This window comes from Candidatus Villigracilis vicinus (genome assembly GCF_016702885.1).
Taxonomy (GTDB): Bacteria; Chloroflexota; Anaerolineae; order Anaerolineales; family Villigracilaceae; genus Villigracilis; species Villigracilis vicinus.
Window position 1 is genome coordinate 125,690 of record NZ_JADJDD010000003.1, and the last position, 18,335, is coordinate 144,024.

General features: G+C 50.7%; 19 protein-coding genes and 1 tRNA gene. 12 read left to right on the forward strand and 8 right to left on the reverse strand.

Features of this window, described 5'->3' with window-relative positions:
• Positions 1 to 166: 166 nt before the first annotated feature.
• From IPG80_RS04015 to IPG80_RS04025, 3 genes are read right to left on the reverse strand one after another with little or no spacing between them, the layout of a single operon-like run.
• Positions 167 to 313, reverse strand: a complete 147-nt coding sequence (locus IPG80_RS04015) for a hypothetical protein (RefSeq protein WP_345102979.1) — start codon at positions 311 to 313, stop codon at positions 167 to 169.
• A gap of 1 nt (position 314) precedes the next feature.
• A complete protein-coding gene (gene selD / locus IPG80_RS04020) occupies positions 315 to 1,373 on the reverse strand; it encodes a selenide, water dikinase SelD (RefSeq protein WP_345102981.1) in 1,059 nt (352 codons plus the stop codon).
• Positions 1,374 to 1,426: 53 nt separating this feature from the next.
• Positions 1,427 to 2,440: a prohibitin family protein gene (locus IPG80_RS04025; RefSeq protein ID WP_345102983.1), complete on the reverse strand. Its 1,014-nt coding sequence runs from the start codon at positions 2,438 to 2,440 to the stop codon at positions 1,427 to 1,429.
• A gap of 72 nt (positions 2,441 to 2,512) precedes the next feature.
• Here IPG80_RS04025 and IPG80_RS04030 point away from each other — a divergent pair, with 72 nt between their 5' ends.
• Positions 2,513 to 3,184, forward strand: coding sequence for a hypothetical protein (locus IPG80_RS04030; protein ID WP_345102984.1), 672 nt, complete (start codon positions 2,513 to 2,515; stop codon positions 3,182 to 3,184).
• A 29-nt stretch (positions 3,185 to 3,213) separates the two neighbouring features.
• Here the strand turns inward: IPG80_RS04030 and IPG80_RS04035 are convergent, their stop codons facing one another.
• From IPG80_RS04035 to IPG80_RS04045, 3 genes are all read right to left on the reverse strand, one after another.
• Positions 3,214 to 4,152 carry an Ig-like domain-containing protein gene (locus tag IPG80_RS04035; RefSeq protein WP_345102986.1) on the reverse strand — a complete coding sequence of 313 codons (939 nt, stop codon included), beginning with the start codon at positions 4,150 to 4,152 and terminating at the stop codon, positions 3,214 to 3,216.
• A 70-nt stretch (positions 4,153 to 4,222) separates the two neighbouring features.
• Positions 4,223 to 5,377 carry a UDP-N-acetylglucosamine 2-epimerase (non-hydrolyzing) gene (gene wecB, locus IPG80_RS04040; protein ID WP_345102988.1) on the reverse strand — a complete coding sequence of 385 codons (1,155 nt, stop codon included), beginning with the start codon at positions 5,375 to 5,377 and terminating at the stop codon, positions 4,223 to 4,225.
• A 203-nt stretch (positions 5,378 to 5,580) separates the two neighbouring features.
• Positions 5,581 to 6,897: a nucleotide sugar dehydrogenase gene (locus IPG80_RS04045; protein ID WP_345102990.1), complete on the reverse strand. Its 1,317-nt coding sequence runs from the start codon at positions 6,895 to 6,897 to the stop codon at positions 5,581 to 5,583.
• A gap of 132 nt (positions 6,898 to 7,029) precedes the next feature.
• Here IPG80_RS04045 and IPG80_RS04050 point away from each other — a divergent pair, with 132 nt between their 5' ends.
• The 11 genes from IPG80_RS04050 to IPG80_RS04100 all read left to right on the forward strand — a co-directional run bounded on the left by IPG80_RS04050 (position 7,030) and on the right by IPG80_RS04100 (position 17,128).
• Positions 7,030 to 7,623 (forward strand): NfeD family protein, encoded by a 594-nt coding sequence (locus tag IPG80_RS04050; RefSeq protein WP_345102992.1) that lies wholly within the window; start codon positions 7,030 to 7,032, stop codon positions 7,621 to 7,623.
• 30 nt (positions 7,624 to 7,653) lie between these two features.
• On the forward strand, positions 7,654 to 8,562 hold the full coding sequence (locus IPG80_RS04055) for an SPFH domain-containing protein (RefSeq protein ID WP_345102994.1): 909 nt from the start codon (positions 7,654 to 7,656) through the stop codon (positions 8,560 to 8,562).
• Between the two features lie 84 nt (positions 8,563 to 8,646).
• Positions 8,647 to 9,078 carry a GNAT family N-acetyltransferase gene (locus IPG80_RS04060; RefSeq protein ID WP_345102996.1) on the forward strand — a complete coding sequence of 144 codons (432 nt, stop codon included), beginning with the start codon at positions 8,647 to 8,649 and terminating at the stop codon, positions 9,076 to 9,078.
• Positions 9,075 to 10,070: an acyltransferase gene (locus IPG80_RS04065; protein WP_345102998.1), complete on the forward strand. Its 996-nt coding sequence runs from the start codon at positions 9,075 to 9,077 to the stop codon at positions 10,068 to 10,070. The genes IPG80_RS04060 and IPG80_RS04065 overlap by 4 nt, the downstream gene beginning before the upstream one ends.
• Before the next feature lie 56 nt (positions 10,071 to 10,126).
• Complete coding sequence (locus tag IPG80_RS04070; protein WP_345103000.1) at positions 10,127 to 11,263, forward strand: HRDC domain-containing protein; 1,137 nt, start codon at positions 10,127 to 10,129, stop codon at positions 11,261 to 11,263.
• Positions 11,253 to 12,650: an MBL fold metallo-hydrolase gene (locus tag IPG80_RS04075; protein ID WP_345103002.1), complete on the forward strand. Its 1,398-nt coding sequence runs from the start codon at positions 11,253 to 11,255 to the stop codon at positions 12,648 to 12,650. The genes IPG80_RS04070 and IPG80_RS04075 overlap by 11 nt, the downstream gene beginning before the upstream one ends.
• A 36-nt stretch (positions 12,651 to 12,686) precedes the next feature.
• A tRNA-Ser gene (locus IPG80_RS04080) sits at positions 12,687 to 12,773 on the forward strand.
• Between the two features lie 77 nt (positions 12,774 to 12,850).
• Positions 12,851 to 14,083 (forward strand): hypothetical protein, encoded by a 1,233-nt coding sequence (locus IPG80_RS04085; protein WP_345103004.1) that lies wholly within the window; start codon positions 12,851 to 12,853, stop codon positions 14,081 to 14,083.
• A 64-nt stretch (positions 14,084 to 14,147) separates the two neighbouring features.
• Positions 14,148 to 14,999 (forward strand): nitrilase-related carbon-nitrogen hydrolase, encoded by an 852-nt coding sequence (locus IPG80_RS04090; RefSeq protein WP_345103006.1) that lies wholly within the window; start codon positions 14,148 to 14,150, stop codon positions 14,997 to 14,999.
• Positions 14,995 to 15,819 (forward strand): NAD+ synthase, encoded by an 825-nt coding sequence (locus IPG80_RS04095; protein WP_345103252.1) that lies wholly within the window; start codon positions 14,995 to 14,997, stop codon positions 15,817 to 15,819. The genes IPG80_RS04090 and IPG80_RS04095 overlap by 5 nt, the downstream gene beginning before the upstream one ends.
• A gap of 19 nt (positions 15,820 to 15,838) precedes the next feature.
• Positions 15,839 to 17,128, forward strand: a complete 1,290-nt coding sequence (locus IPG80_RS04100) for an MFS transporter (protein WP_345103008.1) — start codon at positions 15,839 to 15,841, stop codon at positions 17,126 to 17,128.
• 41 nt (positions 17,129 to 17,169) lie between these two features.
• Here the strand turns inward: IPG80_RS04100 and IPG80_RS04105 are convergent, their stop codons facing one another.
• Both IPG80_RS04105 and IPG80_RS04110 read right to left on the reverse strand, forming a co-directional pair.
• Complete coding sequence (locus IPG80_RS04105) at positions 17,170 to 18,033, reverse strand: 1-acyl-sn-glycerol-3-phosphate acyltransferase (protein WP_345103010.1); 864 nt, start codon at positions 18,031 to 18,033, stop codon at positions 17,170 to 17,172.
• Entirely contained in the window at positions 18,030 to 18,335 is a 306-nt protein-coding gene (locus IPG80_RS04110; protein WP_345103012.1) for an ATP-dependent Clp protease adaptor ClpS, read from the reverse strand. Before IPG80_RS04110 ends, IPG80_RS04105 begins: the two co-directional genes overlap by 4 nt.

Consider the following 18,335-nt stretch of genomic DNA (forward strand, 5'->3'; position numbering starts at 1 on the left):
GGCAGACCTAAAGGATGTTAAATAAATTCATGCCGCGTGCACACGCACTTGCGGCTTTGAGTTTTTCCACCAAGTTGGTTGACGAACGGGGGATAGGGTCTGGTTCTATGGGAATGTCGGACATGATATTGCGTACTTAAATTTCCGCCCTTATTGTACCTGAAAGTTACTTCTTTTTTGTCAGTTTATCTTCAATACGGTTCATGCGCTTGTTCAGGCGGGCATATCCGCGTGTGATCAACAGCGGAACGATGATCGCCAGCGAAAATAAAGCGCAGGTAATTCCGAGTTCAACGATCCCAATGCGAAACACGTTACCTGACCTTTATTCTTCTGCCCGGCTGGACATTTCCGATCACCCATACTGGCTGACCAACTTCAGCAGCTCTATTCATGAACGCGTCAAGATTTTCCGCTGCCACACCGAATAACAACCCGCCGCTGGTCTGCGGATCGAATAATAGCATTTGGGCAGGTTCATTCAACTCTTCAGAAAACTCAACTAGATTTTCAAAATGTCCCTTATTATCGAATGCACCGCCAGGGAATATCCCTCTCTCTGAGTAACTACGTGCGCCGCTTAAGAAAGGCACTTTTGAAAAATCGATATGTAAAGCCACATCAGACGCTTCCATCATTTCAGCAGCGTGACCGAGAAAACCAAAGCCGGTGATATCCGTTCCGCCGCGCACGCCAAATTCTACTGCCAGCTCACTTGCCGATTTATTCAGACGGGACATCCATTCAATCGCCTCTGTAACATGTGCCGCTTCCGCTTTTTCCTGTTTGAGGGCAGTGGTTGTAACACCGGCTCCCAGCGGTTTGGTCAATACCAAAATGTCACCGGGCTTCAATCCACTTTTACTAATGATCTTTTGCGGATGCACGAACCCGATCGCCACTAACCCGTATTTTGGCTCCTTATCTTTGACCGTATGCCCACCGGCAATGACCACGCCCGCCTCGCGCGCTTTCTCTGCACCGCCACGCAAAATCTCACTGGAAACTTCTGGAGGGAGGTTGTCTGGCAGTGCCGCGATATTCAAGGCAAGGAAAGGTTTTCCGCCCATTGCATACACGTCTGAAAGACTGTTCGCGGCAGCAATGGCACCGTATTCGTAGGGGGTATCCACAACCGGGGTGAAAAAGTCCGTCGTAACCACAATGGCTTGCTCGTCGCTTAAACGCCATATCGCCGCATCGTCCGGCGACTCGAGACCGATCATCAAGTCGGGATATGCAGCAGGGTCAAAAATATTCTTGACGGGGCGCAGAACCTGCGCCAGCGCATCTGCGCTTAGTTTGGACGCTCAGCCCGCGCAAGCGGAAAGAGTTGTCAGGCGAATTTCGCGTCCGGTTTGTGGAATGGGCATTTTTTTCTCGAATACCTGCCGGGTCTTGAAGACCCGGCAGGGGTAATTTTTACTTACTGTCCAGTAGTTGTACCAGGCAATGGCAGGATGAATTGATTGCCGCTGGGGATGAAAATAGTCTGAACGTTGGGTGACAATTTCTGCACATATTGGTACTGCACCAATGCCGGAGTCAACGATTGCGAGATGACCTGGTTGGCTTCCGCCTGTGCCTGCGCCTGGATCAGCAGAGACTCGGCTTCACCCTTCGCAGCGATCACTGCGGCATCTGCTGCGCCTTGTGCCACCTGGCGAGCCTGTTCGGCTTCCTGTTTCTTTTGCTCGACCACAAAAGCTGCCTGTTGCGCCTGCTGTTCAGCGATCTGTTTCTGTTCCACTGCCGCCGCATACTCATCACTGAAACGGATGTTGCGCAGGACAAAATCGCGCATGATCAGGTTGTTTTCACTGAAGATCCTCAACAACTGATCGGTGATCAATTGCTCCATTTCAGCGCGTTTGGTGCTGACGATCTCTTCGACGCCATATTGCGAAGCCACTTCACGGATGACACCGCGGGCTTGCGTACGCACCAACTGGTCTTCGTAATCAAATCTCCACGTAGAATAAAGTTGCACGACCTTATTCGGGTCAACAGCATAAAGTACGGAAGCGTCAATATAAACCTGCTGCCCATCCTTGGTACGGACTTGAATGGAGTCATCGCCGGAGACTTCGCCTTCGTCTGGTGTTGAAGACATTGTATAGTTCTGATTGACCTTGGGGTAACGCTCCACACGCTCAGCAAATGGAATAATCCAATGCAAGCCAGATTCCAGTGGGTCGGGTCGAATACCGCCTTCTCCCAACACGGTCACAACTACTGCCAGTTCATCCGGCTCTACAAAGATCAAACCGGCGCCAATGCTGGTAAGTAATACGGCAGCAACAACAAGAACGATCGCCGCAGTGCTCAACCCACCAATCGATTGTTTTCGGCTGGCGCGTATCGAGATCGCCACCAAAATACCGATAAAACCCATCCATGCAAATGAAGCAATGCCTTGCAGTAAACTAGATATATTCATGGTTCCTCCAATTTCGATTTTGAAATTATAACCTTCTTGCCTGTGTCATCGAAGCGTGTTAATATTTTTCCAATGAAAACAGCCAAAGCCAAACTTGAAGAGATCTTTTTAGATGGCTCCGCCCGCATCACCTGCCCGCCCGAGCTGACTCCAGCTCCCGGGCAATATCTCCTTATCCATGCCGACGGTTCAGACGCGTCTCTGGCTGTTTCGGTTTTCTCCAGCCAACCCGCTTCTCAAGGCGGATTTCGCTCCGCGCCACCTTTGCCATCCGTGTGGCGCCCCGGTCACTCACTCACTATACGCGGACCGATCGGGCATGGTTTCTCACTTCCGCTTGCCGTACGGAAAGTTGTGCTGGTCGCCTTCGATGATACGCCAGCCCGGTTACAAGGATTATTGTCTTTAGCCCTGAAACAAAACGCCGAGGTGGTCGTGATCTGCGATACGCAAACCGAAGACCTGCCCGAAGTGGTCGAGGTTCAGCCGCTGAAGGCGTTAATGGATACGCTTCGTTGGGCTGACTATGCCGCCGTGGATGTGAATAGGGAAAATTTGGATCGGTTAAAAGAGATGTTGGCAGGGCAGGAGCAGGTAACGTCAAAAGTTGAGGCGCAGGTTCTTGTCCGTACCCCTATGCCCTGCGGCGCACAGGCAGAATGTGGAGTCTGCGCGTTGAGTCTCCATCATGATTGGAAAATGATCTGTAAAGATGGTCCTGTGTTTGGGCTTGGGGAGCTTTAATAAAAAACTCCCGGTTCGGGAGTTTTTGGTTAGTACCAGATGCGGAAGGATGTGGTTGTTTTGCCTTCCAAATCGTTGTACTTGCAAACGATGTCGGTGTAGATCAGGCTGCCATACGGCTGGTTGTTGAACGCCAGCGAAACGATGCCGACGCCGTTCGCGTCACTATTGATGGTAGTGGCGTCTTTTGCACCGTTGGACCAATTGACCTCGGCGGTACAGGCTGCACCAGATACGGGCTGCATGTTTTGGTCTTGAACGATCACGTAGATCATCTGCGTGTCGTTTGTGAGGGTGACAGCTTTCCATACAAAGGCACGTACCCGTAATTCAGTGATAACACGCGGCGCATTGTCCAGCGGGCTGACCGGCGCAAGTAGAGCAGGGTCTTCGCCCAATTTGTCGAAGTAGGCGCGTCCCAAATCTGAAATGACCACACGCAGTCCTTCGGCTCTCCAAGGCTGCCATTCGAGGCGGGCGTTTTCGAAGTACTGAACGATCTTATTCTCGTGATATTCGAACCCTGAGATCGGAAACCCGAATTGTGTCGTCCCGCCGTTTTGGTCCAGAAATTCAAGAAAGGCAAAACAAACGGCAAAGCCGGTTTCGGCATAAGTGCGGCAGGCAAATGAGTTGCCTACGTTCAGGGGACCAGTAGTAACGTATGTTTCGCGCCCAAGCGGGGTAAGTTTTACACGTTGTCCTTCGGGAAGGTCGGCTTGGTATTCAAACCGTGCCCGTTGGAAGTATTGAACGTTCTTCCCGTCTTTGCTTGTGAATTGCTCGGTAATTGGGTACCCATAAAGATAGTCGGCGTTCGGGGCGCTATTGTAAAAATTCAGGAGGTCGCCTGAGACGTTATGACCGGTCTCGCTGAAGTATTTGGTTTCCACTGTTTGCGCGAAAACAGGGCTCCAACTAGTCAGGAGCATAACCATAAGAACGAGGGGGGTGAGTGTTTTTCTCATTGCTGCTTCCAATTGTGATTATACTCAGAAACATACCTCAGCACATTACAAACTACTATCTTGACTAAAATTAGGTGTTTTCCCTACCAATCATCAATGCGTGGATGATTTTTTCCGCTGAGGTTCCATCGCCATAAGGATTTGCGGAAAATGACATGGCATCGTAGGTGGGTTTTTCATCTAGAAGTTTTTGCGCTTCTATTGCGATCCGGCTGGTTTCCGTGCCAACAAGCTTTAGAGTTCCTGCTTCTACGCCCTCGGGTCGTTCTGTTACGTCACGTAAAACGAGTGTGGGAATGCCGAAAGCAGGTGCTTCTTCTTGAATACCACCTGAGTCGGTCAGGATAATATAGGCATGTTTCATTAAATGGACGAGCGGTAAATAATCAAGCGGAGGCAGGAGGGTGATATGTTCGATATTTTTCAATAAGCGATTGACTGGTTCCTGCACATTGGGGTTTAGATGTACCGGATAAACAATTTCAACATCGCCGCGGTTGGCAATTTCGATCAGTGCTTTGCAAATATTTTCCATTGCCTCACCAAAATTTTCGCGTCGATGGGCGGTCACTAAAACGAGACGGCGCGAACCCAAGGAAGGGCTTTTACTTGATATGCGTTTTTCATTGCTAATCCCTAATTTTTCTAGTAAAACACGAATTTCATCCGGCTCTGGTTGTTGCGATACGAACTGAAGTGCGTCAATGACCGTATTACCCGTCACTTTGATCATCTTCTCATTTACGCCTTCGCGAAGGAGGTTGTTTTTCGACCATTGCGTCGGGGCGAAGTGCAGGTCCGCCACCACACCTGCAATACGGCGGTTGACTTCTTCAGGGAATGGCGCCCATTTGTCATGGGTGCGCAGGCCGGCTTCGACGTGTCCAAATTTGATGCGACGGTAGTAACTAAGCAGTGAGGTAATGGCAACTGTGGTTGTGTCGCCTTGTGCGAGTACCCAGTCTGGTTGGAAGTCTTCGAGAACCGGGTCGAGGTGGGTGAAGATATCTGCACTTAATTGCGCCAACGATTGTCCGTCGCGCATCAGATTTAGATCATAATCAGGTTGGATGTTGAATAGACCCAGTACCTGATCGAGCATTTGGCGGTGCTGGGCGGTGACACAAACCCGTGCTTCAATCCCGGGGGTGGCGGCGAGGCGCTTGACTACCGGTGCCATTTTTACGGCTTCGGGGCGGGTTCCAAAAACTGTAAGGATTTTCATAGTTCCTTTGTGGTCTAATTTCCAACTAAGGTGATAGGAGACCAAACAATGCGAGCATTCAATCTCAAACATCCGCTATTTCGGGTCATTCTTCTCCAGATATGCCTGGCAATTTTGTTATCGTCCTGTGGTGGTGATACCGCCTGTGTGTTGCAGGCAGTTGCAGGAGGGGCGCAACACTGCGAGGAGTCTGCGGCGGGAAATTAATGATTTGGTGTTTTGCCTGACCCCAATTTGATAAAGCGGAAACCGGCATTCTGCCATTGGGCGGCAGTCCATCCTTGGACGGTATCAATGATGATGCGGGCTTTCGTTTTCTTTGATACGCTCTCGGGGGATAGTTGAGTAAATTCCGAGTGTTTTACAAGGAAGAGAAGTGCATCTGCTTCCTTTATCGAATCCTCGAAGGTGGGGGCGATCGTGATGCCAGGAAGTTGTGCGTCCGGTTTGAACGGTTCACACGCTGTTACGTGTGCGCCTTCATTTTGTAGTAGATGTACTACTTCTACGGCAGGGCTTTCGCGCAGGTCGTCCACATCCGGTTTGTAGGCGAGCCCGAGGGCGGCTATCTTTTTTCCTTTAAGCGAGCCAAGCGTGCGTTTGACTGTCTCGACCACAAAATGAGGTTGTGAGTCATTGACCTGCCTTGAATGATAGATAAGCGGGGTTAGCTCTGGTGCCGCTTCAACGAAGAACCATGGGTCAACGCTGATGCAATGTCCACCGACGCCGGGACCTGGGTTGAGGATCTTGACACGCGGATGCAGGTTGGCAATGGGGATTGCTTCCCAGACGTCTACACCAAATTTATCTGCAAGGCGCGAAAACTCATTGGCTATGGCAATGTTGACGTCGCGATAGGTGTTCTCCATCAGTTTAACCATCTCAGCGGTGGTGGCATCGGTTTGGATGATCTCCCCTTTAACGAAGATCGAATATAACGCTGCGCCCGCTTGTGCAGATTCGGGTGTTACGCCGCCAATGACGCGGGAGTTCTCGATCAGTTCGCGCAAGATCTGCCCTGGCAGGACACGCTCGGGTGAGTAGCAAAGGTGAAAGTCGATTCCCGCTTTCAGTGAAGATCTCTCCAGGATGGGGGCAACCAGATCAATGGTCGTACGAGGCGGCGATGTCGACTCGAGCACGACGATATTCCCTTTCCTCAAATATGGAACGATGGATTCGGCGGCGGCGATCACAGCGCCCATATCCGCTAGTTTGTAGGTCGTGTTCTGGTAGGTGCCAGTCTCGTCGTGTTTAAACGGGGTGGGGACAGCGATGATGAAGGCATCGGCAGGCTCGGGTTTGAGGGCGGCTTTGAATTTTCCGCTTTGACGGGCGCTCTCAAAGGCTTCACCCAAGCCGGGTTCATGGATGTGGATCTCGCCACGGTTGAGGGTGTCAATGATGGCGGGGCTGATATCCACGCCGAGGGTGTCGACCCCATTCATGGCAAAAGTGGAGGCTGTAGGTAGACCAATGTACCCCAGCCCAATGACGCATAATTTGTTATATTTCACATGATCTCCTGTAGGAGTGAATTCTCCCAACCATTATACAACCGCTGGGGGATTGATTTGGCAACGTTATGGGTTATAAATCGTAAGTTCTTGTACGATAATGGTGTTGTATAATTATTTGGAGGCACAATAATGGATTTCCTTTTGGACCCGAATATTGCCTATTTGATCCTTCTTGGAGGGGTGGTGCTTGGCTTTTTAGCCATTGTCACACCGGGGACCGGGATGTTGGAAGTGGGGTCTTTGTTCTGCTTTTTGCTGGCAGGCTATGCGGTGTATAACCTTCCCATGAATTGGTGGGCTTTATTCCTTTTGGTGTTAAGCATCGCGCCTTTTGTTTATGCGGTGCAAAAGCCCAAACGGGAGATATTTTTGGGGCTGTCGATCTTTCTACTGGTGATCGGTTCTGTTTTTCTTTTCGCTGTGGATGGTTGGAGACCGGCGGTCAATCCATTGGTTGCGATTTTGTCTTCCGGGCTGGTGGCGGTTTTCTTATGGTTAATTGTTCGTAAATCGCTTCAGGCTGCAAGTGTCCGCCCGACTCATGACTTGGACGCGCTTGTAGGACAAACGGGAGAGGCTCGTACAACCATCCATGAGGATGGAAGTGTTTACGTAAACGGAGAGTTGTGGTCGGCAAAAAGCGGCAGCGTGATCTCCGTTGGAAGTCATATTCGTGTGGTTCGCCGCGAGGGTTTTGTCCTCGTTGTTGAAGGTTTCAGTTAATTCGATTTTTAAATTTTCAAAGGAGAGAATATGAACGGTGCGTTTGCAAGTGCTGGTCTGTGTTTGGTCGGCGTAATTTTATTCGTAGCCCTGATCGCTGTGTTCAACATGGTTCGTGTTGTTCCAGAATATCAGCGCCTGGTTGTTTTTCGTCTGGGTCGTGTTCTGGAAAAGCCCAAGGGTCCGGGTCTGGTTTTTCTGATCCCCGGTGTAGACCGTCCTGTGAAAGTGGACCTGCGTGAACAGGTTCGCGAGGTTCCTCATCAAACCTCGATCACCAAGGACAATGCGCCCATTTCGATTGACTTCCTGTGGTATTACAAAGTTCTCGATCCTGCCCAGTCTGTTTTGCAGGTCGGAAATTTCGAATCAGCTGCGGCTGGTATCGCGGCAACCACGTTGCGTGCGGTTATCGGTGGTATCCCATTGGATGATGTTCTTTCCGAACGTGAACATATCAACAATATGCTGCGCACCCGTCTTGATGAAGTGACTGAGCGTTGGGGTGTCAAGGTGACCAACGTTGAGATCCGCGAGATCATTCCTCCGCGTGATGTGCAGGATGCCATGAACCGCCAGATGTCGGCGGAACGTATCCGCCGCGCTGTGGTGACCGAATCGACCGGTACGCGTGAAGCCGCCGTTAACGTGGCAGAAGGTGAAAAGCAATCCAACATCTTACGCGCAGAAGGTCAGAAGCAGTCTGCCATTTTGCAAGCGGAAGGTGAACGACAGGCGCAACTGCTGCGCGCTCAAGGTTTTGCCCAGGCGTTGGAGACCATCTTCTCCGCTGCGAACAAGATCGACCAAAAGACCATGACGCTTCAATATTTCGAAACGCTCAAGTCCATGGGTATGAGCCCGTCCACCAAGTACATCTTCCCGATGGAATTCACCAGCATGCTGGATAATTTCCTCGGTAAAGACTCGAAGAAGTAATCAAGTTTACAGGTAGTGAACTGCAAAAAGTAGAAAGTGGCATCCCCACTTTCTACTTTTTTGTTGATACAATCGCATTAGTATATGGAAATACTACCCGCCAATATCTTTGACTTGACCGCCCTCCGTAAATTGGAAAAAGAAAGTTTCGCATTGGACGCCTGGCCCCTTGTGGATCTTGTAGCCGTTCTGACCTTCCCTGAAGTGGTGCGCCTTAAAGCAGTGGAAGACAGCCGCATGGTCGGATTTGTTGCAGGTGATCCGCGTCGGCGCGACGGGTGGGGCTGGATCGCCACCATTGCAGTGGATGCAAGCTTTCGGCGGCGTGGAGTTGGCACGGCGCTCTTGCATGCCTGCGAACAACGACTCGGTGTGCCAAAGGCACGCCTGACCGTGCGTGTCTCGAATCTGGGCGCGATCCGTTTGTACGAACGTGAAGGTTATGAAACCACGGAAGTTTGGAAGGCTTACTACAATGATGGGGAAGATGCCATGGTCATGGAGAAGGTTTTATGAATGCATCGCGGATGAAAGAGTTTGAAGCTTTACGTGGGTTATCCATTCTACTGCTGCTTGCATTACACAGCGAAATATTTGACCCTGCGATCTTCGGAGAAGCTCTGAAAGACATCGGTTTTTTTGTAGCTTCTTTTTTATTGGGGTCGTTCTTTTTTCTGGCGGGGTATTTTACAGAAGTTTCACTCGGCAAGCCGAATGCCAATGCACTCCGTTTTATTTGGTCAAAATTCATTCGCATCTATCCGCCCTACTGGCTGGGGCTACTCTTGTTCATCTATGTGCTGGAATATGACCTGAACCGGACTGCCCTGGCTGTGTACTTGATGAACTTGCAGGCGGTCTTTGCGCCGACGTTCATCAAGTCACTTTTGACCCTGTGGTACATCAGCATGTTGGTGGTGTTCTATATCCTGTTTGGAAGTGTGATGCTGTTCGTCCGCTCCAGCGTTGGTTTGGCGTTGGTGGCTGTGGTCATGTTCGCGGCGGCGTTTTTCACGCATCTACGGTGGGGATTTTTTGACCCGCGTTTTTTTCAATATTATCCGATGTTTCTTGCCGGAGTGTTCTTTTGCAGGTTGGCAGACGTTCGCGTGCGCCTGTTCGATTTGAACACCTTAATAAAATTATTGCCAGCTGTTCTAAGTGCAGGGCTTCTTCAATGGACACTCAACGCCGCGTTTGCTCCGACAAATTTTGTTTATCTGCTTGCAACATATTTTTTCATGCTAAGCTGGGTCCTGCTTGCGTTGAGCGCGTTTCGTACTCGTCTCGGTGATTGGCGTGTCTGGACCTGGCTTTCGAGTGCGTCTCTTTTTGTTTACCTGATCCATCGTCCGTTGTGGCGGCTCATTGACACATATCTGAATTTGGGTCCCGAGCCACGAACTATTTTGATCCATTTGGTCCCTGGAGCATTGCTGGCTTTGGTACTTGGTTACTTCCTACAGCTTGGGTATGACCGTTTGCTGGCTGCCCTGCGCCTGAAATGATGATGCAAGAGATGGACTTGTTCAATCCGCTTGCATCGGGTTTATAATCTGCCGATATGTCTGAAGTTTTGCCGCCGCCCGTCTGGGTCAACACAACTGACAAGTTAGAGAAAATGGTACTGGATCTTGCTGCACAACCTCGTGTGGCGGTGGATACCGAATCGAACAGCCTGCATGCCTTTCGCGAGCAGGTCTGTTTGTTGCAATTCTCTTCAACCCATGGGGATTATCTGGTCGACCCGCTGGCATTGAATGACTTGAGTTTGCTTGCCCCGATCTTTTCCGACCCGAAGATCGAAAAGGTCTTCCACGCTGCCGAATATGACCTGATCTGTTTGCGACGCGATTTTCATTTTTCATTCACCAACCTGTTTGACACAATGCATGCTGCCCGCGTATTGGGTTACCCTGCAGTTGGGCTCGATAAACTGCTTGGGGATAAGTTCGGCATCAAAATGGATAAGCGTCATCAAAAGGCGGATTGGGCGGAACGTCCGCTTTCGCAGGATCAGATCCATTATGCGAGGCTGGATACGCATTATCTATTTTCCCTGCGGGATGTTCTCGAAAGGGAATTGGAGGATATACAGCGCCTGCATTTTGCCAGAGAAGATTTTGTGCGCGCCTGCCGCCTTGAGGATGCCAAACCCAGATCGAATGGTATATCGTGGGAGCGTTTTGCCGGGCGCAAGGATTTGTCGCTGCGTGAGTTGACGGTAGTGGCGCAGCTGTGTAAATGGCGCGATAAAGAAGCGGAACGGCTTGACCGCCCGCCTTATAAAGTAATGATGGATGATGTTTTGATCATGCTTGCAAAGAATCCGCCAGAAGCCAAAGTGGATCTTTCTGCGGCGGGGCTTTCTGAGAAGCAGATCCGTTTGTGGGGTGATATGGTTTTAAGTGCGATCAGGCATGGGGCTGAGGCTCCGCTTGTGGAACGGCGTCAGACTGAACGCAAAGATGACGCGGTGCTGCGCAGGTTGGAGAAACTCAAGGTCTGGCGGAAAAAAGTCGGGATGGACTTAAAGGTCGAGTCGGATATCATCCTGCCGAAGCCATATCTTTCCATCCTTTCTGAAAACCCGCCCGCGAACCTGGCAGAACTTGGGCAGTTAATGAAAGATGCGCCAGCACGCGTTGAAACATTTGGCGTCCAGATCCTGAAGACTTTAGGAGTAAAGCATGCGAATTAACTTTCATGGTGCAGCCCATACAGTGACAGGCAGCCAGCACTTGCTGGAGATCAATGGCAAAAAACTGTTATTAGATTGCGGGATGTACCAGGGTAAACGCTCGGAAGCCTATGCGCGCAATTTGAATTTTCATTACGACCCAAAGAGTGTTGATGCTGTCATCTTATCTCATGCGCATATTGATCATTCGGGAAATCTTCCAAACCTGACCAAACAAGGATATGAGGGCGTTATCTACGCCACGCATGCCACAAAAGACATTGCCAGCGTCATGATCGCGGATTCGGGGCATATTCAAGAATCGGATGCGGAGTTTGTAAACAAGAAACGTGCCCAACGTGGCGAGCCGCCGGTTGAGCCACTTTATACGAAAGAAGATGCCGAGGAAGTGGCAGGTATGTTTGTGGGTGTAAAGTACGAAGAAGCCTTTGAGCCGATTCCCGGCGTAGTAGCACGTTTTTATGAGGCGGGGCATATTTTGGGGTCTGCCGGGGTTTCGCTGGAGATCGAAGAAAAAGGCAAACAGATCCATTTCTGGTTTTCGGGTGATATCGGTCGTTACAAAATGCCGCTTTTGCGCGACCCGGTCCTGCCAACCCGCGCAGATTATATGATCATGGAAAGCACCTATGGTGACAAAAGCCATAGCGACCCCGAGTTGGCGTTTCTCGAATTCAAAGATGTAGTCAAACGGACTGTGGAGCGCGGTGGCAAGGTGATCGTGCCTGCCTTTGCGGTAGGGCGTACGCAGGAGATCGTGTATCACTTGAATCAGATGATGTATAACGGCGATGTGCCGCGTGTGCCTGTTTATGTGGATAGTCCGCTGGCGGTGAAAGCTTCGGATATTTTCAAAAAACATCTTGATTGTTTTGATGAAGAAACACGTAAGTTCGTTGAAGAATCGCGGCACCCAGCATTGGATTTCAATATGCTATCGTATGTGCGTTCGGTTGATGAATCGAAAGCGTTGAATGAGCGCAAAGACCCGATGGTCATCATATCGGCTTCGGGGATGGCGGAAACCGGACGGGTTGTGCATCACATCCGTAACAATATCGAGAATCCGCGAAATACCATTTGCATTGTTTCCTGGCAGGCTCCGGATACACTTGGGCGCAGGTTGGCAGATCGCGAACCCGAAGTGCGAATTTTTAACGAGATATACAAACGTAAATGCGATGTGGCGACCATCGGTGGTTTGTCGGGGCATGCCGGACAGGACCTGCTCGTGAAGTATGCCACTGCGGTTAAGGACAGCGTGAAGGATATTTTCCTGGTGCATGGCGAAGAGAAACAGGCGATGACGTTGAAGGGATTGCTCAAAGAACGCGGCATGAGCCGGGTGCATTACCCTGGAATGCATGATGGGGTGGATGTGTTATAAAAAAATTCGGGTATAATTTCGCCCGCTTCAAAATTTGGGGAGGTGCCAGAGTGGTTGAATGGGACAGTCTCGAAAACTGTTGTGGGCTCCGGTCCACCGAGGGTTCGAATCCCTCCCTCTCCGCAGATTGCCCGGCTTAGTCAAGTCGGGCTTTTGTTTTTGAGTTGTATGTGAATGATCAGATGTAGAGGAGATGCACGATGAAAAAAAATTCAATCCGCTGGATTTGGATCCTTGTGTTTGCATTTGCTGCCTGTGGCTGCGGCATAGCTTCCCTGCCAGCCGCAGAGACTGCCGTTCTTGCCACTCAAACAGCTCCTCCTGAAATGACGGCAGTGAGTACCGAACTACCGGCTCCAGCAGCCTCTGTGGCAGAGTGTAAACTGCCGCCGCTTTCGTTTACGAATGTCGGTTTGGGATTGCCCAACCCGGCGTTCAAAATGCCTTCGGTGGGGGATGTGAAGACGATCGTCCTCTTTGCCGATTTTTCTGATGTGCCTGCCACGCAAACCCCTGAAGAATTACTGAACATCATTTCACCCGGCGCTGAAACCTACTATGCTGAAATGTCGTATGGCAGAATGAACTGGACCCTTCAGCCGCATCCGGTTTGGCTGCGCTTGAGTCAACCGTCTGCGCATTATGGTGAAGGCATCCGAAGTTATGATGGCCATTTGGCGTTCATTCAAGAAGCGGTGACACTTGCAGATGCGGATGTTGATTTTTCAACCGCCGATTCTGTGATCGTGCTGGTGCCTCCCGAAGCAAGCGCCATTCCGTATGGACCTGCTTTCGGCGCTTCACCCGGCGGTGGGTATTTCGCAGACGGCAAAACCTTTGCCAACGGTGCCACTTCTGGTGCAGATTTGCCGGGCTGGGGCTCCTACTGGTTGAATCATGAAACCGGACACATGATGGGTTTGCCTGATCTTTATGCGTATCAATATGACTCCAATAATTATCCCGACCAGCATCGCTTTGTAGGAGATTTTAGTTTGATGGGATTTATCGACGGCAGCGCGCCGGGCTTTTTTGCCTTTGAACGCTGGCAATTGAGCTGGTTGGATGATGCGCAGATCGTTTGCCAGACGAGTGCAGACCAAACAACGACCCTCACACCGATTGAAACACAAGGCGGCATTAAGGCAGTGATCGTACCCATCAGCGAAGGCAAAGCCTTGGTGGTTGAATCCCGCCGTCCCGTTGGGGTGGATGCGGAACTTGTCAAATCAGGTGCGTTGGTATATTTGGCTGATACATCCATTTATTCGGGTGAAGGGACCATTACTGTGCTGCCTGTTTCAGAGGGCGATCCGTACCGGGTTCAATCTCCGCTGGCAATGGGCGAATCGATTACGGTAGAAGGCATCACTGTGACAGTGATTGCTTCGGACGACCTGGGCGATACCGTTCAGATCGTGGTGGTGAAATAATTTTACAAGACCTGTTGAGTAAAAATTGACAGGTCTTGTATTTTTTAGTGGTAAGATTCTCGCAATGAAACTTAACCTCGCCCTTGCACAGATCAATACAAAACTTGGCGATGTCGAATCCAACCTTGCCAAGCATCTCGACTATATCGAACAGGCAAAAGCCGCGAAAGCGGACTTGCTTGTTTTCCCAGAACTTTCCCTTACCGGCTATGTCTTGCAGGATCTGGTTGCTTCGGTAGCGCACAAGCCGACTGAAGATGACCCCATCTTCAAACATCTTCTTAAAGCCTCGTACGACCTCGACCTTGTGGTTGGCTTTGTAGACGAAGACTCGCGTCATCGCTTTTATATTGCCTCGGCGTATCTTTCAGGCGGCAAGGTCTTGCACGTGCATCACAAAGTGTATCTGCCCACCTATGGTCTCTTTGACGAAGGGCGCTTCTTTGCCTGGGGAGATTCAGTCCGTGCCTTCGATACGAAGTTTGGGCGCATGGGTATGCTGATCTGTGAGGATTTCTGGCACGCTTCGCCTCCTTACTTGCTCTGGCTTGATGGCGCCGACATTATGCTTTTTTCTTCCGCCTCACCGGGTCGCGGACTTAATGACAAAGACAAGCTCGAATCTGCGCGTTGGGTTGAGCGCATTACCAAAGCCTATGCCAGCATGTTCACTTCTTTTGTGGCACACGCCAACCGAGTGGGCTATGAAGACGGTCTGCATTTTTGGGGCGGCGCGACCATCTTCGACCCGACTGGGGAAGAGCTGGCGCATGGTCCCTATAACGAAGAAGCCATCACTTACTCTGAATTAGACTTGAACCAACTCCGCCGTACGCGTGCCCGTTTGCCCTTATTGCGTGATGAACGTACGGCCCTCGTCCAAAAAGAAATGAACAGGATCCTTGCCCGTGATTGATATCAACCTCACCATCAATACAGATCTTGCCCGTGAGATCCTGGCAGGTTTTATCAAGTCTGAGATTACTCGGGTGGGCATGTCTCGCGCGGTCATCGGTCTCTCCGGCGGCATCGACTCTGCGCTTTCTCTGGTATTGGCAGTGGAAGCACTCGGCAAGGATAACGTCCTTGCGGTTCGTATGCCGTATAAAGCCTCCAGCAAAGATTCGCTTGACCACGCGCAATTGCTGATCGATCAACTCGGTATTCCCAGTAAAACCATTGAGATCACCGATATGGTTGAGCCGCTTTTCAAGCTCAACCCGGATATGTCCAAGCTGCGTAAGGGCAATATCATGGCGCGTGAACGCATGATCGTGATCTACGATCAGAGTGAAGTCTTTAAAGGATTGGTCATTGGCACGAGCAATAAGACAGAAATCCTTTTAGGCTACAGTACTCTGTATGGTGACTCTGCCAATGCGCTTAACCCAATTGGTGATCTGTATAAGACCCAAGTCCGCCAACTTTCGCGAGCCATGAATGTCCCGGCTCCTATTATTGACAAGCCGCCATCCGCCGACTTGTGGGAAGACCAAACCGACGAAGGTGAATTGGGCTTCACCTATTCCGAAGCCGATAAACTCCTCTACCTGTTGGTGGATCAACGCTACAGTCCGCAAGAAGCGATGGAAGCAGGCTTTGATAAAAAGTTTGTCGATGCCGTCACCGCACGCATCCGCCGCAACCAATTCAAGCGCATGCAGCCGCCAATCGCCAAGATCAGCAACCGCACCATCGGCTACGACTTCCTCTATCTCCGTGACTGGGGAACATAACCTGATACCTGACACCTAAATGCATATCCCTCCATCTCTACAGCATAAAAAATTCTTCTACCTTTGGCTCGGACAACTCATCTCCATTACTGGAACCCAGATGCAGCTCTGGGCATTATTTTGGCACGTTAATCAGATCGATAAAAATCCCATTGCCTTGGGTGGCATTGGTGTGGCACGCTTTCTGCCGGTCGTAATCTTTTCCCTGATCGGCGGCGCGCTTGCGGATTCGCGTGACAGGCGTAAGGTGATGTTCATCACTCAATCCATCGCCGCGCTTCTGGCGTTGATATTGGCTTTGTTCACTCAGTTTGGGCAAGTCACTATCTGGCATATTTACATCATTACTGCATTGCAAGCGGTCGTCGTCGCTTTCGACGGTCCATCGCGCCAGGCGTTGATTCCGAACCTTTTACCGAAAAAAGATTTGCCCAATGCCTTTAGCATGACCTTTACCGCCTTTCAAGCAGGAGCCGTGATTGGTCCGGCTCTGAGCGGGTTCTTCATCGCCTACTTTGGGCAGGCGGCAGTGTACTATTTCAACGCCTTTTCCTTTGCAGCTGTTTTATTCGCCTTGTTCATGATCGGAGATGTACCCCAAGCCATCACAGAGAAAACTGCTGGTGTCAGTTTAGATTCCATCAAGGATGGCATTCGCTTTATCCTTGCCAAGCCGATCATCTTCTCGACCATGATGGTGGATTTCGTCGCGACCTTCTTCGCCTCCGCCAGCACTCTGATGCCCATCATTGCCAAGGATGTATTGAATGTAGGCGTGGTGGAGTATGGCTACCTCTCCGCCGCCTCTGCGGTGGGAGCGGTGGCAGTCGCATTGGTCATTTCTCAAGTAAAAGAAATTCGGAAGCAGGGCAAGATATTCCTTGTTTCGGTCATCATCTTTGGCATTGCAACCATCATCTTTGGCATCACTAGATCATTCATTGTGGCGTGGCTTGCCATTGCCATCACCGGCGGAGCGGATGGAGTCAGCACCATTGTGCGGAACACCATCCGTCAGTTGCAAACGCCCGACCATGTTCGTGGGCGTATGACGAGTATCAACCAGATCTTCTTCATGGGCGGACCACAACTCGGCGAGATCGAAGCCGGAGCTGTGGCGCAGTTCTTTGGCGCGCCCTTTGCCGTCATCACTGGCGGTATCGGTTGTATCCTTGGAACGTTGTGGATCATGTGGAAATGGCCCCAACTCAAAGACTTCAACGGTGATGAGCCCATCGAAGCGGGCGGATCCTTCCCAAGCCCATCCACTGGCGCTTCGATCATCGCAAACCGTGTACGAAAACAGTAAATAAAAAGAGACAGTCACTTTCAAGGTGACAGTCTCTCTTTTTATTCTGGAGGATTCTCGATCAAGTTCTTCATCTCAGTCAGCACGGCTTGATGAATGACCTCTGTTTCGGTCGACCCTAAATCTTTGGCATAGATCGGCTTTCCGATCTGGATCGTGACTGTTACAGGCTTTTCATTGAACATCACCATGCCGAGCAGTTGCAGCGCGGTTGCTAACTTTTCTTTTTCTTCCTTCGTCTTTTTTATTTTCAATAACCAGTGATTCGCATACTTCTTTGCGACCACGTTCCGTGCCAGCACCGGCAAGATAGCCGCCTCGGGCGCCATGCGGATGAACACGCCGACGCTATCTGTCCACGCTTTGAGCGAATCGACAGCGCCAGGGTACACGTCCGGATCAGGCTCGATATGCCCGGCAGGGAATGTGAGAATGGCACCGCCTCTTTTGAGGTGGGCACTGACTTGCCGTACCAATGTCATCCGTTTGGCAGGGTCGTCGTAGACGTAGAAAAGCTGTGCCGTGGTATGTGGAAGTGCATTGAGGAAGGGTCTATCCAAGGCGATGATGCGCAGGTTTTTGCGGTTCAAGGCTGCAAAAAGTGTTACTGTGTCGGTCATGCCGGGGTGATTGGATAAGGCTAGGAACGCTGATTCAGGAATCCGGTCCGCGCCGATGATGCGGATGTCTTTGACATAACGGCGCGAGAGATGCCATGCGCCTTCAACAATTCCATGGGCGCCGACGATGTCGTCATATTCCACCATATGCTGAGCGAAAGTCCGCGCCGGGTTGCGGAAAAAGAATCGCAACAGGCGCGAGAGCAGAGGCGAGTTTTGCCAGCCAAACGAACTGACCAGGTCATCGAGATTGATCTCTGTAAGGGTTTCGAGGTTGGATGTCATTCGCGCTCAATGCTGAAGTGTAAAGGATAGCCCTGCATGCCTGCGGCTTGATGGGCGTGTTGTACGCGCTTCTCAGCTTCGATACGCGGCAATGTTTGCACATAGGCAGAGCCTTTGACATGTGCCGCCAGCATGATCTCTGCGGCGCGGTCATTGCCAAGGAAGAAAATCTGCTTGAGCACTTCCACGACAAAGTCCATTGGTGTGGCGTCATCGTTATGAATGATGACGCTATACATCGGCTCAAGTTCGGTATCTGTTTCTTCGATGATCTGAATTTCTGGTAAGGGATGCGAATTCAT

Excerpts from the sequence above, each read along its gene's own strand:
- IPG80_RS04105 (WP_345103010.1), bottom strand. The coding sequence starts at position 18,033 with ATGACATCCAACCTCGAAACCCTTACAGAGATCAATCTCGATGACCTG.
- IPG80_RS04050 (WP_345102992.1), top strand. The coding sequence starts at position 7,030 with ATGGATTTCCTTTTGGACCCGAATATTGCCTATTTGATCCTTCTTGGA.
- IPG80_RS04075 (WP_345103002.1), top strand. The coding sequence starts at position 11,253 with ATGCGAATTAACTTTCATGGTGCAGCCCATACAGTGACAGGCAGCCAG.
- IPG80_RS04070 (WP_345103000.1), top strand. The coding sequence starts at position 10,127 with ATGTCTGAAGTTTTGCCGCCGCCCGTCTGGGTCAACACAACTGACAAG.
- IPG80_RS04055 (WP_345102994.1), top strand. The coding sequence starts at position 7,654 with ATGAACGGTGCGTTTGCAAGTGCTGGTCTGTGTTTGGTCGGCGTAATT.
- IPG80_RS04060 (WP_345102996.1), top strand. The coding sequence starts at position 8,647 with ATGGAAATACTACCCGCCAATATCTTTGACTTGACCGCCCTCCGTAAA.
- IPG80_RS04110 (WP_345103012.1), bottom strand. The coding sequence starts at position 18,335 with ATGAATTCGCATCCCTTACCAGAAATTCAGATCATCGAAGAAACAGAT.
- IPG80_RS04090 (WP_345103006.1), top strand. The coding sequence starts at position 14,148 with ATGAAACTTAACCTCGCCCTTGCACAGATCAATACAAAACTTGGCGAT.
- wecB (WP_345102988.1), bottom strand. The coding sequence starts at position 5,377 with ATGAAAATCCTTACAGTTTTTGGAACCCGCCCCGAAGCCGTAAAAATG.
- IPG80_RS04030 (WP_345102984.1), top strand. The coding sequence starts at position 2,513 with ATGAAAACAGCCAAAGCCAAACTTGAAGAGATCTTTTTAGATGGCTCC.
- IPG80_RS04065 (WP_345102998.1), top strand. The coding sequence starts at position 9,075 with ATGAATGCATCGCGGATGAAAGAGTTTGAAGCTTTACGTGGGTTATCC.
- IPG80_RS04085 (WP_345103004.1), top strand. The coding sequence starts at position 12,851 with ATGAAAAAAAATTCAATCCGCTGGATTTGGATCCTTGTGTTTGCATTT.
- IPG80_RS04025 (WP_345102983.1), bottom strand. The coding sequence starts at position 2,440 with ATGAATATATCTAGTTTACTGCAAGGCATTGCTTCATTTGCATGGATG.
- IPG80_RS04035 (WP_345102986.1), bottom strand. The coding sequence starts at position 4,152 with ATGAGAAAAACACTCACCCCCCTCGTTCTTATGGTTATGCTCCTGACT.
- IPG80_RS04100 (WP_345103008.1), top strand. The coding sequence starts at position 15,839 with ATGCATATCCCTCCATCTCTACAGCATAAAAAATTCTTCTACCTTTGG.